Source organism: Peribacillus sp. SRI_006, assembly GCF_057586375.1.
Window position 1 is genome coordinate 310,956 of record NZ_JBYCZT010000005.1, and the last position, 15,957, is coordinate 326,912.

12 protein-coding genes are annotated in these 15,957 nt (G+C 44.4%); 11 read left to right on the top strand and 1 reads right to left on the bottom strand.

Going from position 1 to position 15,957, the window contains the following annotated elements:
• The first annotated feature begins 82 nt into the window (after window positions 1–82).
• The 9 genes from AC2YHV_RS09480 (at window position 83) to pyrE (ending at window position 11,073) form a co-directional block, all read left to right on the top strand.
• Complete coding sequence (locus AC2YHV_RS09480; RefSeq protein ID WP_057278435.1) at window positions 83–1,372, top strand: solute carrier family 23 protein; 1,290 nt, start codon at window positions 83–85, stop codon at window positions 1,370–1,372.
• 197 nt (window positions 1,373–1,569) lie between these two features.
• Window positions 1,570–2,505 (top strand): aspartate carbamoyltransferase catalytic subunit, encoded by a 936-nt coding sequence (locus tag AC2YHV_RS09485; protein ID WP_098865193.1) that lies wholly within the window; start codon window positions 1,570–1,572, stop codon window positions 2,503–2,505.
• Complete coding sequence (locus AC2YHV_RS09490) at window positions 2,468–3,754, top strand: dihydroorotase (RefSeq protein ID WP_063576906.1); 1,287 nt, start codon at window positions 2,468–2,470, stop codon at window positions 3,752–3,754. The genes AC2YHV_RS09485 and AC2YHV_RS09490 overlap by 38 nt, the downstream gene beginning before the upstream one ends.
• Window positions 3,751–4,857, top strand: coding sequence for a carbamoyl phosphate synthase small subunit (locus tag AC2YHV_RS09495; RefSeq protein ID WP_057278432.1), 1,107 nt, complete (start codon window positions 3,751–3,753; stop codon window positions 4,855–4,857). Before AC2YHV_RS09490 ends, AC2YHV_RS09495 begins: the two co-directional genes overlap by 4 nt.
• Window positions 4,836–8,042 (top strand): carbamoyl-phosphate synthase large subunit, encoded by a 3,207-nt coding sequence (carB, locus tag AC2YHV_RS09500; protein WP_057278431.1) that lies wholly within the window; start codon window positions 4,836–4,838, stop codon window positions 8,040–8,042. The genes AC2YHV_RS09495 and carB overlap by 22 nt, the downstream gene beginning before the upstream one ends.
• A complete protein-coding gene (locus tag AC2YHV_RS09505; RefSeq protein ID WP_034313832.1) occupies window positions 8,039–8,818 on the top strand; it encodes a dihydroorotate dehydrogenase electron transfer subunit in 780 nt (259 codons plus the stop codon). The genes carB and AC2YHV_RS09505 overlap by 4 nt, the downstream gene beginning before the upstream one ends.
• Window positions 8,815–9,756, top strand: a complete 942-nt coding sequence (locus tag AC2YHV_RS09510; protein WP_487373082.1) for a dihydroorotate dehydrogenase — start codon at window positions 8,815–8,817, stop codon at window positions 9,754–9,756. Before AC2YHV_RS09505 ends, AC2YHV_RS09510 begins: the two co-directional genes overlap by 4 nt.
• Window positions 9,728–10,444 carry an orotidine-5'-phosphate decarboxylase gene (pyrF, locus tag AC2YHV_RS09515; protein WP_054396936.1) on the top strand — a complete coding sequence of 239 codons (717 nt, stop codon included), beginning with the start codon at window positions 9,728–9,730 and terminating at the stop codon, window positions 10,442–10,444. Before AC2YHV_RS09510 ends, pyrF begins: the two co-directional genes overlap by 29 nt.
• Window positions 10,438–11,073, top strand: a complete 636-nt coding sequence (gene pyrE, locus AC2YHV_RS09520) for an orotate phosphoribosyltransferase (RefSeq protein ID WP_034313822.1) — start codon at window positions 10,438–10,440, stop codon at window positions 11,071–11,073. The genes pyrF and pyrE overlap by 7 nt, the downstream gene beginning before the upstream one ends.
• Before the next feature lie 46 nt (window positions 11,074–11,119).
• Here pyrE and AC2YHV_RS09525 read toward each other — a convergent pair whose 3' ends face one another.
• Window positions 11,120–12,841 carry an Rqc2 family fibronectin-binding protein gene (locus AC2YHV_RS09525; protein WP_098865191.1) on the bottom strand — a complete coding sequence of 574 codons (1,722 nt, stop codon included), beginning with the start codon at window positions 12,839–12,841 and terminating at the stop codon, window positions 11,120–11,122.
• A 286-nt stretch (window positions 12,842–13,127) separates the two neighbouring features.
• On the opposite strand from AC2YHV_RS09525, the gene AC2YHV_RS09530 reads away from it, so the two are divergent.
• On the top strand, window positions 13,128–13,256 hold the full coding sequence (locus AC2YHV_RS09530) for a hypothetical protein (protein ID WP_262869245.1): 129 nt from the start codon (window positions 13,128–13,130) through the stop codon (window positions 13,254–13,256).
• Window positions 13,256–15,934, top strand: a complete 2,679-nt coding sequence (locus AC2YHV_RS09535) for a calcium-translocating P-type ATPase, SERCA-type (protein ID WP_268936824.1) — start codon at window positions 13,256–13,258, stop codon at window positions 15,932–15,934. The genes AC2YHV_RS09530 and AC2YHV_RS09535 overlap by 1 nt, the downstream gene beginning before the upstream one ends.
• Window positions 15,935–15,957: the final 23 nt, after the last annotated feature.

The window sequence follows — 15,957 nt, forward strand, 5'->3', positions numbered from 1 at the left end:
TTACCTTCTGAGAAACCCTCTTTGTATATAGCAAAGAGGGTTTTTACAGTTTTGATGGAATTTTCATGAGGGGGATACGGAAATGGAAGAAACGAAAAGGGACATCGTACTGGATGTTGAGGACGTGCCAAAGGCTGGACAGTGGATTACGTTAAGCATCCAGCATTTGTTCGCCATGTTCGGTGCAACGGTGCTGGTGCCATTCCTGGTAGGTTTAAGCCCGGCGGTAGCACTGGTATCAAGCGGGTTGGGAACACTTTCATACTTACTGATAACGAAAGGTCAGATACCAGCTTATCTCGGTTCATCTTTCGCTTTCATTACGCCAATTATCGCGGCTAAGGCTTTGGGAGGTCCGGAAGCGGCCATGATCGGTTGTTTTGCGGCAGGGTTCATATATGGGATTGTAGCTTTGATCATCCAGAAAGTCGGTTTGCGCTGGTTAATGAATATACTTCCTCCGGTTGTGGTGGGACCGGTGATTATCGTAATCGGATTAAGCCTTGCCGGAACGGCAGTGGACATGGCAATGTATGATCCGCAAGATAAATATAGCGTCACTTATATAATTATAGCGCTGATCACTTTAGCGGTAACCATCATCTGCAACGTGTTCTTTAAGGGATTCATTAACTTGATCCCCATTTTAATGGGAATCATAGTGGGCTACGGCTGTTCGGCTGTAGCAGGAATAATAGATTATGAACCGATCAAGGCAGCAAAATGGTGGGAAATGCCTGAATTCATGTTTCCGTATGTAACATATACACCTACCTTCTCATGGGAAGTCATTGCCATCATGGTACCGGTTGCCATCGTAACTTTATCAGAACATATCGGACATCAGATGGTACTGAGCAAAGTAGTTGGCAGAAACTTTTTGGAAAAGCCAGGCTTGCATCGCTCGATTTTAGGAGATGGCGCAGGAATCATGATTGGGTCCTTCATCGGTGGACCGCCGCTGACTTCGTATGGTGAAAATATTGGGGTCCTGACCATGACGAAGGCGTACAGTGTCTATATCATCGGAGGGGCAGCATTGACTGCAATCATCTTTGGCTTTAACGGTAAGATTTCAGCAGTCATCAGCTCGATACCTACAGCTGTGATGGGCGGCATTTCCATCTTGCTCTTCGGTATCATCGCCTCAAGTGGATTGAGGATGCTGATTGATAATAAGGTAGACTTTGACAAAAAAAGAAACTTGATGATAGCTTCAGTCATCCTGGTGTTAGGAATCGGAGGGGCGTTCGTACAACTATCGGAAACGGTATCGCTTTCCGGAATGGCACTTTCAGCCATCGTCGGAATCCTTCTTAACTTGATTCTTCCTGACCGGGAAAAAATATCCGGAGATATATTTGGAAAATAAGATATTGCATCAAAACAATAGATCACCTTTTAAAAGAAGTCCAGAGAGGCTTAAAAGGGTGTTGCTGTAAAGATGAATGAGAACGGGGAAAAGTGTAAACCAATCCGTGTCCTCACAATCTTTATGACCTACACCCTGTCCTTAATGGCGGGGTGTTTTTTATGCCCCGCATCACAAATGTGAGAGGAGCAGGATCGATGAAAAAATTATTGACCATGAATGAATTGACAATAAGTGAAATTGAAGGGATTTTACATGAGGCAGAGTGTTTTGCCAACGGAGCCAGCTGGATTCCAAAGCAGCTGACCACAGTTGCCAATCTCTTCTTTGAACCAAGTACACGTACAAAATCAAGCTTTGAAATGGCTGAAAGAAAATTGGGACTTGAGGTCATTCCTTTTGATGCGGGTACATCATCCGTGTTAAAAGGCGAAACCTTATATGACACAGTTAAAACGTTAGAAGCGATAGGTGTAAATGCCTTGATCATCCGTCATGAACAGGATAATTATTTTGACGAATTGAATGAGAAGATCGGAATTCCAATAATCAATGCAGGGGATGGCTGCGGAAATCACCCAACCCAATCATTACTGGACTTATTGACGATTAAACAAGAGTTTAAAAGTTTCAAAGGTCTTAAGATTGCGATAATCGGTGATGTAAGGCATAGTCGGGTTGCGAAATCGAATGCAGAAGCACTGACTCGTTTAGGAGCGAATGTCGTATTTTCGGGCCCGCCTGAATGGTTTGACAGATCAAACAGTTTAGGAAGATATGAAGACATCGATCATGCGGTAGCTACATCGGATGTGGTCATGCTGCTTAGAATACAGCATGAAAGGCATATTGATAAATACGATCAGGCAAATGGAGATTACCTGGAAAAATTCGGCCTGACCAAACAACGTGAAAAAAATATGAAACCGGATGCGATCATCATGCATCCTGCTCCAATAAACCGCGGTGTTGAAATAGACAGTGATTTAGTCGAATGCAGCCGCTCGAGAATTTTTAAACAAATGGAAAATGGCGTATTCATTAGAATGGCCGTATTAAAAAATGTGCTTGAACAAACCGAAGGGGGAAACATTCATGAAAACAGTAATCAAAAATGGAGTATTGCTAGATAATCAAAACTCATTCAAAAAAGCGGACATTGAGATAGAAGGCAAGGTCATCACAAAGATCGGCGAGAACTTGGAGACGGAAAATTGTAACGTAGTTGACGCTGGAGGATTACTGATTACACCCGGGCTTGTTGACCTGCATGTCCATTTACGCGAACCGGGCGGCGAACATAAGGAAACAATCGCAAGCGGGACGCTTGCAGCGGCAAGAGGCGGTTTCACTACGGTAGCGGCGATGCCTAATACTAGGCCAGTTCCTGATACAGTGGAGAACCTAGAAGCGCTTAACAGGAAAATTGAAGAAACGGCTCATGTCAGGGTACTCCCATATGCATCCATCACGATTAGGGAAGCTGGCAAGGAGCTGACCGACTTTTCTTCACTAAAACAAACGGGTGCTTTCGCCTTTACGGACGATGGCGTAGGAATTCAAGAAGCCGGGATGATGCTGGAAGCGATGAAACGGGCAGCAGCTCAAGATATGGCCATTGTTGCTCATTGTGAAGACAATAGCTTAATCAATAAAGGCTCCGTACATGAAGGAAGATTCTCAAAAGAACAGGGAATCAATGGGATTCCGTCGGTATGTGAAGCTGTACATATCGCCCGGGATATCCTTCTTGCCGAAGCGGCGGACTGCCATTATCACGTTTGCCATATTTCCACGAAGGAATCGGTAAGGACGGTAAGGGATGCCAAACGCGCCGGTATCCGTGTCACCGCCGAAGTTACACCGCATCACTTATTATTGTGTGAAGATGATATACCGGGACTTGATACGAATTATAAAATGAACCCGCCATTAAGGGGCCGTGAAGATCGGGATGCGTTGATAGAAGGATTGCTTGACGGAACCATCGATTTTATAGCAACAGACCATGCCCCGCATGCGGCAGAGGAAAAGGCGCAGGGAATGCAGCTGGCTCCTTTCGGAATAGTAGGATTGGAAACGGCCTTCCCGCTGCTTTACACCGAATTGGTTAAAAAGGGCATCATAACATTAAAGCAATTGATCGATTTCATGACAATCAAACCATCCGAAAGCTTCTCCCTTCCTTATGGAGAGCTAAAAGAAGGTGCTACTGCGGATATCGTACTCATCGATTTGGAAACGGAAAAAGAAATCAATGCTGAAGAGTTTGCTTCAAAAGGGAAAAATACACCTTTTAATGAAAAGAAATGTTATGGCTGGCCAGTCATGACGATTGCAGAAGGAAAAATAGCTTGGGAAAAAGGACGTGTTCAAGGATGAAAAGACAGCTAATTTTAGAAGATGGGACAGTATTCCTTGGGGAAGCATTCGGAGGGGACGTAGAAAAAATAGGTGAAGTCGTTTTTAACACAGGAATGACGGGTTACCAAGAGATTCTATCCGATCCATCGTATTGCGGTCAAATCGTTACACTTACGTATCCATTAATCGGGAACTACGGAATAAACCGCGATGACTTTGAATCCATCAATCCAGCGATAGCAGGATTCGTCGTTAAGGAAACAGCAGAACTTCCTTCCAACTGGCGAAACCAATTATCACTAGATGAATATCTGAAAATGAAGAACATACCTGGAATAAGCGGAATCGATACGAGAAAGCTGACAAGAATCATCAGGAAATCAGGTGCACTGAAAGGGGCGCTTTGCAATATCAATAAAGATGCAAATGAAGTGGTTTCCCAATTGAAGGCAACGGTGATTCCTTCTAATCAGGTAAAACAGGTTTCAACAAAAGCACCTTATTCCAGCCCGGGCAGAGGCCCGCGGGTTGTTCTTGTAGACTACGGCATGAAGCATGGGATTTTACGTGAGTTGACGAAGCGCGGCTGTGATGTCGTGGTTGTGCCTTATAACGTCACGGCCGAAGAAGTGATGCAATACCATCCGGATGGCGTAATGCTTTCAAACGGCCCTGGAGATCCGAAAAGTGTTCTTGAGACGCTCGAAATGATCCGTACAATCCAAACGCAAGTACCGTTATTCGGAATCTGTTTAGGACATCAATTATTCGCACTTGCAAACGGGGCGGATACGGCAAAATTAAAATTCGGCCATCGAGGTTCGAATCATCCGGTCAGGGACCTTCGTACCGGAAAGGTATCCATCACATCTCAAAATCATGGATATACAGTTGAAGAGCTTTCCATTGAAAGTACAGATCTTATTGTGACACATACAGCATTGAATGACGATACGATTGAAGGCCTGCGCCATAAAAAGTATCCGGCTTTCACCGTACAATATCACCCGGAAGCATCACCAGGTCCGGAAGATGCCAACTACTTATTCAATGAATTCTTACAAATGATTGAAGCTGCAACCAACAAGGGGGAAAAAACATGCCAAAACGCAATGATATAAAAAGCATCCTAGTAATTGGTTCCGGTCCGATCGTCATCGGACAGGCCGCCGAGTTCGATTATGCAGGAACCCAAGCGTGTATAGCCTTAAAAGAAGAAGGCTATCGAGTGATCCTGATTAACTCTAACCCTGCGACAATCATGACAGACACTGAAATGGCTGACGCGGTTTATATCGAACCGATCACATTGGAATTTGTCAGCAAAATCATTCGTAAAGAGCGCCCGGATGCACTGTTACCTACCTTGGGCGGACAGACTGGCTTGAACATGGCAGTTGAGCTTGCCGAATCAGGAATTCTGGAAGAATGCAATGTCCAAATTCTTGGGACCAAACTTTCGGCTATACAACAAGCGGAAGACCGTGACCTTTTCCGTACGCTAATGAACGATCTTGGGGAACCGGTGCCTGACAGCGACATTATTCATAACCTGGAAGAAGCTTATACATTCGTTGAACGAGTCGGCTACCCGGTCATTGTTCGTCCAGCCTTCACGCTTGGCGGAACAGGCGGTGGGATTTGTGATAACGAAGAGCAGCTTATCGAGATCGTTGAGGGTGGCCTGAAAAGCAGCCCGGTTCACCAATGTCTGCTTGAGAAGAGCATTGCCGGTTTCAAAGAAGTGGAATATGAAGTGATGCGTGATTCCAATGATAATGCAATAGTCGTTTGTAATATGGAAAACTTCGATCCTGTCGGTGTCCATACAGGCGATTCAATCGTTGCGGCACCAAGCCAAACATTAAGTGACAGAGAGTATCAAATGCTTCGAAATACGTCTTTGAAGATTATCCGCGCCTTGAAAATTGAAGGTGGATGTAATGTTCAGCTTGCGCTAGATCCAAACAGCTATCAATATTATGTCATTGAAGTGAACCCAAGGGTCAGCCGTTCTTCGGCACTTGCTTCAAAAGCGACTGGTTATCCAATTGCAAAGCTAGCAGCAAAGATAGCTGTTGGTTTGACGCTCGATGAAATGATGAACCCTGTCACTGGCAAAACCTATGCCAGCTTTGAACCGGCACTGGACTATGTCGTTACGAAAATTCCGCGCTGGCCTTTCGATAAGTTCGAAAGCGCCAACCGTAGGCTCGGTACCCAAATGAAAGCGACCGGAGAAGTCATGGCAATCGGCCGTACATTCGAGGAATCAATCTTAAAAGCTGTCCGTTCCCTTGAAGCGGGTATATTCCACCTTAATTTGAATGACGAGTTTGAGGATGGAAAGATAGAGAAACGGATCAGAAAAGCCGGAGATGAACGGTTATTCTATATCGGTGAAGCGTTAAGAAGGGGAAAAACGATCGAAACCATCCACGAATGGAGCCAGATCGATTTATTCTTCTTGCATAAGTTGAAAAAGATAATCGACTTTGAAAAGCAGCTTAAAGAACATTCTTTTGATTGTGAAGTATTGCAAAAGGCTAAAGAACTAGGGTTTTCTGACAAAACGATCGCGGAAATATGGGGAGTTCCCGAAATTGATGTCTATGAATACCGGAAACAGCAAGGAATCATCCCTGTTTACAAAATGGTTGATACATGTGCTGCCGAATTCGAATCGGAAACTCCGTATTTTTATGGGACATACGAAGATGAGAATGAATCCATCGTCACTGACAAGAAAAGTGTCATTGTTCTGGGATCAGGCCCAATTCGGATCGGGCAAGGAGTAGAGTTTGATTATGCGACCGTACACTCGGTATGGGCCATTAAGGAAGCGGGATATGAAGCGATCATCATCAACAACAATCCCGAAACAGTTTCGACGGATTTCAGTATCTCCGACAAACTTTATTTCGAACCATTGACTATTGAAGATGTCATGCATGTCATCGATTTGGAAAAACCGGAAGGGGTCATCGTCCAGTTTGGCGGACAGACAGCAATCAACCTTGCAGATGGTCTGGTTGAAAGAGGAGTGAAAATCCTAGGTACTTCACTTGAAGACCTGGATAGGGCGGAAAATCGCAATAAATTCGAAAAAGCACTTCAGGATTTAGGCATTCCTCAGCCAAAGGGTAAAACTGCAACATCGGTTGATGAAGCGATCGTCATCGCTGAAGATATCGGGTACCCGGTTCTAGTAAGGCCATCGTATGTCCTCGGAGGAAGAGCGATGGAAATCGTCTATAAACAAGAAGAATTGCTGCATTACATGAAAAATGCCGTGAAAATTAATCCGGATCACCCTGTCCTGATAGACCGCTACTTAACAGGTAAGGAAATCGAAGTGGATGGTATTTCCGATGGCGAAACGGTCGTTATCCCTGGGATCATGGAGCATATTGAGCGCGCCGGCGTCCATTCAGGTGACTCGATTGCAGTCTATCCGCCACAAAACTTAACGGAAAAACAAAAAGAAGTAATCATTGATTATACGACCCGGTTGGCAAAAGGCTTGAATATAATCGGTCTCTTGAACATCCAATATGTCATCAGCAATGAAGAAGTGTATGTGATTGAAGTAAATCCACGTTCCAGCCGAACCGTTCCATTCTTAAGTAAAATTACGAATGTGCCGATGGCTAACTTAGCCACGAAGGTCATCTTGGGTCACACACTTGAAAGCCAAGGTTACAAATCGGGGTTAGTGCCAGAACAAACGGGGGTCTATGTGAAAGTGCCGGTCTTCTCATTTGCGAAATTAAGAGGTGTGGACATTTCACTCGGACCTGAAATGAAATCGACTGGTGAAGTAATGGGGAAAGATACCACCCTTGAAAAAGCTTTATATAAAGGGCTGGTCGCTTCCGGTTTCAAGATCAAGGGGCATGGTTCGGTGTTATTGACGATATCGGATAAAGATAAGCAGGAAGCGCTGCTTTTAGCAAGGCGTTTCCATAATATCGGCTTCAAGCTGATAGCCACCAGCGGAACTGCTGCCCTATTGGAGCAATCAGGAATTCCGACTGCGATTGTCGGAAAAATTGGCGAAGAAGGTACAAACCTGCTGGATGTCATCCGGAACGGGGAAGCGCAATTTGTTATAAATACTTTGACAAAAGGTAAGCAGCCGGCACGGGATGGTTTCAGAATCCGACGTGAATCGGTTGAAAATGGAGTGACATGCCTAACATCACTTGATACGGCAGAAGCCATTTTAAGAGTGATAGAATCCATGACCTTCTCGGCAGAAGCAATGGGAAAAACGGAAAAAAGTCGTGAGGTGAGCTATATATGATCAAGAAGGAAAGAATGAAGGTGTTAAATCATAAGGAACTGGCCCCGTCCATCTTTGAACTTACCCTGCAAGGTGAATTGGTTTCAGAGATGAATCAACCAGGCCAGTTTGTCCAAGTCAAGACAACAGAAGGCACTGAGCCATTGTTAAGACGCCCGATTTCGATTTCTTCTTACAACAGGAGTGAAAAACAGTTCACGATGATATACCGGGCTGAAGGTAAAGGAACGACACTGTTATCGCAGCGTAAAGAGGCGGAAGCGGTCGATATCCTTGGACCCCTTGGCAACGGATTTCCCGTTCATGAGGCTAAACAGGGTGAAACGGCATTATTGGTTGGCGGCGGGATTGGTGTCCCGCCCCTGTATCAATTATCACAAATGTTGGTTGCGAAAGGTGTTACGGTAATCCATGTATTGGGCTTCCAGACCAAGTCAGCCATCTTTTACGAAAAAGAATTCAGTGAATTAGGTGATACCTATATTGCCACGGTGGATGGTTCATACGGGACAAAAGGATTTGTTACGACGGTAATAGACAATCTGGAGCAAGAGTTTGCAACGATCTTTTCATGCGGGCCTACACCAATGTTAAGAGCCTTGGAATCGGGCTATCGTGAGAAAAAGCTTTTCCTGTCCCTTGAGGAAAGGATGGGATGCGGCATCGGTGCCTGCTTTGCTTGCGTGTGTCATACAGGGGATGACCCAACTGGTTTCAGTTATAAAAAGGTTTGCAGCGATGGACCCGTATTCCGGGCAGGAGAGGTGGTATTATGAGCAGGCTTTCAGTTGAATTACCAGGATTACACTTGAAAAACCCGGTCATGCCAGCATCTGGATGTTTTGGATTCGGCCGTGAATACAGTCAATTTTTCGACTTGGATATTCTTGGGGCGATCATGATCAAAGCGACCACTCCTGAGCCAAGGTTCGGCAACCCGACTCCGCGTGTTGCGGAAACCTCTTCGGGAATGCTGAACGCCATCGGTCTGCAGAATCCAGGCTTGGAAAAGGTCATCAGTGAAGAGCTGGCCTGGCTAAGTAGGTATGATGTTCCCATCATTGCCAACGTTGCAGGTTCGCAAATAGAAGACTATGTAAAAGTTGCCAGTGAAATAAGCAAGGTGGGGAATGTGAAAGCACTTGAATTGAATATCTCTTGTCCGAATGTAAAAGAAGGAGGCATAGCTTTCGGTACGGTACCGGAAGTTGCCAAAGAGGTAACCAAGGCGGTAAAGGAAGTATCTTCCGTCCCAGTCTATGTGAAGCTTTCACCGAATGTCAGTAATATTGTGGATATGGCCAAAGCAGTTGAAGATGGCGGGGCCGACGGGTTGACCATGATAAATACATTAGTCGGCATGCGACTGGATTTAAAAACGGGCAAACCGATCCTTTCTAACAGAACGGGTGGATTATCTGGTCCTGCAATAAAACCTGTAGCGCTCCGGATGATTTATGAGGTTAGCCAGCAAGTTTCTATTCCAATAATCGGAATGGGCGGCATCGCTACGGCGGAAGACGTCATTGAATTTTTCTATGCGGGTGCCAGTGCTGTTGCAGTGGGAACCGCGAACTTCGTGGATCCCTTTGTATGCCCGACCATCATCGAAGAATTACCGAAATTGTTGGATGAGCTGGGATTTGACCATATTTCAGAATGTACCGGAAGGAGCTGGAAGCAAAATGAAACAGTCACTAATAATCGCTCTTGATTTCCCTGACCTCCTTCAAACGGAGACATTCCTAAAACAGTTCCATTCGGAAAAACTGGCTGTAAAAGTGGGGATGGAATTATTTTATCAGAATGGTCCATCAATCGTTTCTTTCGTAAAGGAGCAAGGCCACGATGTGTTTTTGGACTTGAAGCTTCATGATATTCCAAATACCGTTAAAATGGCCATGACCGGATTGGCAGCTTTAGGAGCTGACATGGTCAATGTACATGCGGCAGGTGGACAAAAGATGATGGAAGCAGCCATGGAAGGTCTGGATAAGGGTACGTCCGCTGGTAAAAAACGTCCATTATGCATTGGGGTTACCCAACTGACGAGTACGTCACAAGAACAAATGAATGCTGAGCAAAACATTGCCGGGTCTCTGGAAGATTCGGTCCTCCATTATGCAAAACTTACTAGACAGGCAGGATTGGATGGCGTTGTCTGTTCTACCCATGAAGTAAAGAACATACATGAACGCATCGGTCATGAATTCTTGACCGTAACACCTGGAATCCGAAGTGCAGGTGGACAGACGCATGATCAAAAGAGAATTGCCACGCCTGAACAAGCTAGGGATTTTGGAGCGGATGCCATCGTTGTAGGGAGAGCCATAACGGGGGCGGCAGATCCATTAAGGGCGTATTTGGATATGAAAGCAGCTTGGGAGGGAATATCATGTTAAATAATAAGATAGCTGAACATCTATTGGAAATAAAAGCAGTGTACCTACAGCCGAATGACCCCTTTACTTGGGCATCTGGAATTAAATCACCCATTTATTGTGATAATCGCTTGACCCTTTCATACCCAGAGGTTCGCAATGAAATAGCGGAAGGATTGAAAGGTTTGATTGAACAGCATTTCCCTGAGGCTGAACTGATTGCAGGCACAGCAACTGCCGGCATTCCGCATGCAGCTTGGGTGAGTGAAAAATTGAATGCACCGATGTGCTATGTTCGATCCAAAGCCAAGGAGCACGGTAAGGGCAATCAAATCGAAGGCCGCGCAGTTCCAGGACAAAAAGTGGTCGTTGTAGAAGACTTGATTTCAACCGGCGGAAGTGTGATTACTGCTGTTAACGCGCTGAAAGAGGCTGGATGTGATGTTCTAGGAGTCGTTTCGATCTTTACTTACGAATTGGAAAAGGGAAAAGAAAAATTCGAAGCTGAGGGCATTATTAACCATTCGTTGAGTGACTACTCTACTTTGATAAAAGTCGCTAATGATAAAGGGTACATCACGGCAGAAGAATTGGAAAAGCTAAAAAAATGGCGGGAGAATCCGGCTGATACAGCTTGGATTTCGGCATGAAAATAGAGGGGGCCCAATCACTCAGGACTGGGCCCCCTCTATTTTTTTACTCCTTTACCGCTTCCTTTAAGCGTATGACAGTATCGGCATCCGGTGTAATATAAACGGTCTGCTGCTGGTCATAGATTACGAACCCGGGCTTGGAACCATTCGGTTTCTTAACATGGCGAACCTGTGTGAAATCAACGGGCACTGAACTCGATTGCTTTGCTTTACTGAAGAAAGCTGCTAATACGGCGGCCTCTTTTATTGTTTTTTCACTTGGCGATTCATTTCGAATCACAACATGTGAGCCGGGTATATCTTTTGTATGAAGCCATATTTCATCACGGCGTGCAAACTTGTTCGTTAAATAATCATTTTGTTTATTATTCTTCCCGACAAAAATGAGATCTCCATCCGTAGCATAATATGTTTCAAGCTGCGGTTTTGCATTTGCAGGCTTTTTCATGCCTTTTTTCTTTTTTTGCCTAATGTATCCTTCTTCCTGAAGTTCTTCCCGAATCTCCTCTATATCCCTGGGTGACGCTGATTGGAGCTGCTGATGCAAGGCTTCGAAGTAGGCCAATTCCAATTTTGTCTTTTCGATTTGTTCTTGGACGACTCCGACTGCATTTTTGGACTTTTGGTATCTTGAGAAGTACTTTTGTGCATTATCTGACGGATTTTTTAATGGGTCAAGCGGGATGGTGACCATACTTTGTTCTTCATCATAATAATTGACGACTTCTATTTCCTTCATGCCTTTTTTCATTTGATATAGATTAGCTGTAAGCAGCTCACCGAACAACTGATACTGTTCACCGCGTTCCGTATCTTTCAATGTACGTTCGAGCTTGCCGATTTTTTTTGAGTTCTTTTCGATTTCATTAGTAATGAAACGTTCTACATCCTGGCTCTTTTGCTTAACCCGATCTCTTTCTGCCTTTCCGAAGTAATAGCGGTCGAGCATCTCGCTCAATGAAGAAAACGTACGTTGATTCCCAGACAGATGCTCTAGTGAAAGCATATAAAAAACTTCTTTATTTCCATCTTGTTTGATCGTGGCAGCATATTTCCGTTCCGAGATTTCCTGGATAATCTTTAAAAAGGCTGTTGGAAGGGTCGTGCTGTTGGCAAGTCCGGCCCGGTAGACGGCTTCCTTTGCAACTAATGGTGAAACCCCTGAAAAATGGGCAACAAGCTGTCGATCCAGCTTTCCTGCATTGAAGTCAATATTCTTCCTGATATCGTCCTCGGTAGCCTTGAAGGGATCATTCTTTTCCTGTGCGGGTGGAGCCTTATACTCCTGGCCGGGCAATATCGCCCGATAACTGTTGACGGCATGTGAAACATGCTTAATGCTGTCCAAAATCATATTTCGTTCTTTATCTACTAAAACAATGTTGCTGTGTCGCCCCATGATTTCGATGATTAACTGCTTTTGAGAGACATCGCCAAGCTCATTACGGCCCTTCACTTCAAAAATGATCATCCTATCAAGTTCATATTGATAAATGTTTTCTATCGTATAGCCTTCGAGGTGCTTCCTCAGAAGCATGCAGAACATGGGTGCCTCTTTGGGATTTTCATAACTTTCTTCGGTCATTTGCACCCTCGAATAACTTGGATGGGCTGATAATAAGAGCTTATGGTTCTTACCTCCAGCACGAACAACCAGTATTACTTCATTTTTATAAGGCTGATGTACCTTATTGATTCGTCCACCTTCTAATAAAGAAGCGATTTCTTCCGTCATCGCTTTCGTAAATAATCCATCAAATGACATTCTATTTTTACTTCCTTTACATAAGATTTTCTAAGAACTCATTTTTCCGGGCGTTATAAATGCATCACGTCTGCCCATTTTAGTAAATCACAATTTTTTTAGCCAACTGGGTGAAAGCAGCAGTTCAGGTACAGTGAATGGATGTATTTTTATTTCCTGATAGTGAATACAAAAATTGGTCCATTCATCATGATTACAGTTCGTTCATTCAAAAAATTATCCGGATCGTTCTTCTTTCCGCAATTCTGTTTAATTATAGCATTATTTTGGACGAGTCTGAATAATCATGGAAGAAGAGCAGGTTGTTTTATGTATCGGTAAGCAGGCAGGTGTTGGAAGAGTAAAGCAAAAAGCGCCTGTTGAGATGTATACAGGAGCCTATTTCATTCTATTCAAAGGGATGTGTGATACTTGATGGAGTTCAGGGAAATGAATAATCAAGAAATGGAGAAAGCGCTTCAAACAAACGTTACACACGGTTTGGACGATGATGTAGTAAAGGACAGGCTGCGAAAGAATGGTTTTAACGAATTGAAGGAAGGAGAAAAACAGTCAGCCATTCTTTTATTTTTCGCCCAATTCAAAGATTTCATGGTCATAGTTTTACTTGCCGCGACATTGGTTTCGGGGATATTGGGTGAATATATCGATGCGATTGCCATCATGGCGATTGTTTTTTTGAATGGATTACTTGGTTTTTTCCAAGAACGGAAGGCAGAAAAATCCTTGGATGCCTTAAAGGAAATGGCTGCACCGCAAGTTAACGTGCTTCGAGATGGCCAGTGGATGAAAATCCCATCGAGAGAAGTGGTTGTTGGGGATATCCTGAAGTTTTCGAGCGGTGACCGTATTGGTGCCGATTTACGGATCATCGACCATTCAAGCCTTGAAATAGAAGAGTCGGCACTTACCGGCGAGTCACTCCCGGCCGTTAAATGTTCTGATCCATTGATGAATGAGGTTGAAGGTATCGGTGATCAGGAAAATATGGCGTTTATGGGAACGATGGTGACAAGAGGGAATGGAGTCGGAATCGTGATCGCTACTGGAATGAATACGGCGATGGGAAAGATTGCGGATCTCCTGCAGACTGCGGAAACAAAAGAAACACCGCTTCAACGGAGGTTGGAGCAGCTAGGCAAAATTTTGATCGTCACGGCCTTAATATTAACTGTAATCGTAGTCCTGACTGGTGTCATTCAAGGACATGACCTTTATACGATGTTTTTGGCCGGGGTATCTCTGGCTGTTGCGGCGATTCCCGAAGGCTTGCCGGCCATTGTGACCGTAGCCTTGTCTTTAGGTGTTCAGCGTATGATCAAACAAAAAGCGATTGTCCGTAAGCTTCCTGCCGTAGAAACGCTTGGCTGTGCAACAGTGATTTGCTCAGATAAAACAGGTACACTGACACAAAACAAAATGACGGTGACGAAGGTTTGGAGTGGAGGAAAAACTTGGGATGTCGGCGGTACTGGTTACAATCCGGTCGGAGAATTTTCTTTAGATGGAGTTTCAGTTGCCCCGAAAAACCATAATGCCTTGCTTCAAATAATTACATTTGGCATGCTCTGTAATAAAGCTGAGTTAAAGGAAAATGGTAAACAATATATTCTAGACGGTGATCCGACAGAAGGGGCGATGTTGGTCGCGGCAATGAAAGCTGGATTGACGAGGGAACACCTATCTAAGAGGTTTACGATAGTAAAGGAGTTTCCATTTGATTCGAGCCGCAAAATGATGAGTGTCATAGTGAAGGATGATAAAGAGAATCATTTCGTTATCGTAAAAGGTGCCCCGGACGTATTGATTGCCCAGTCCGACACGATTCTTTGGGAAGGAAGGTCGGAAATATTAAATCGGGAGAGCAAGGAAAGGGTGCAACATGACATGAATGGGCTTGCTTCGCAGGCACTTAGAATGATTGCAGTAGGTTATAAACCTCTTTCAAAAGGAACGATTTTGCTGCATGAAACCGAAGCTGAGCGTAATTTGACCTTCATGGGACTTCAGGGCATGATCGATCCCCCGCGTCCGGAGGTGAAACAGGCAGTTAAGGAATGCAGGGACGCCGGGATCAAAACTGTCATGATTACAGGCGACCATGTGATAACTGCAAAGGCAATTGCTAAAGAGCTTGGAATTTTAAAAGGAAAAGACCGTGTACTTGAAGGACGGCAATTGGCGGACATGGAAGTCGGGGAACTTGAGGAAGTTGTTGAAACTGTTTCGGTATTTGCCCGAGTTTCCCCGGAACATAAGTTAAAAATCGTAAAAGCCTTGCAAAATAAAGGACATGTCGTTGCAATGACAGGGGATGGTGTCAATGATGCCCCGGCGATAAAATCAGCGGATATTGGTATATCCATGGGCATCACGGGGACTGATGTTGCTAAAGAAGCTTCTTCCTTAATATTGGTTGACGATAACTTTGCCACAATAAAATCGGCCATTAAAGAAGGCAGGAATATTTACGAAAACATCAGGAAGTTCATCCGTTACCTGCTTGCCTCCAATGTTGGGGAGATTTTGGTCATGTTTTTTGCGATGCTATGTGCCTTGCCATTACCATTGATACCAATCCAGATCTTATTCGTGAACCTTGTAACCGACGGACTGCCCGCGATGGCATTGGGCCTGGATGCTGCAGAAGAAGATGTAATGAAAAGAAATCCAAGAAATGCCAATGAAGGTGTTTTTGGAAGGGGGCTTGGCTGGAAGATCATCTCACGCGGTTTTCTGATAGGGGTTTCCACATTGATCGCATTTTATGTTGTATATCGTGCAAATCCGGATAATCTTGCTTATGCACAAACGATTGCTTTCGCTACCTTGGTCTTGGCTCAGCTTATACATGTATTCGATTGCCGAAGTGAACGTTCGATCTTCTCGAGAAATCCATTCGGTAACCTTTATCTAGTGGGGGCAGTGCTGTCCTCCCTATTATTGATGGTAGCCGTCATGTATGTACAGCCTTTACAAACCATCTTTCATACGGTACCGATTTCGGGAAGGGATTGGCTATTAGTAATAGGAATGGCATCCATACCAACTTTTTTACTGGCTGGAACCTTTTTAGCAAGAAAAGCACAGTGATATATGGTATAATCTTTAAGGTG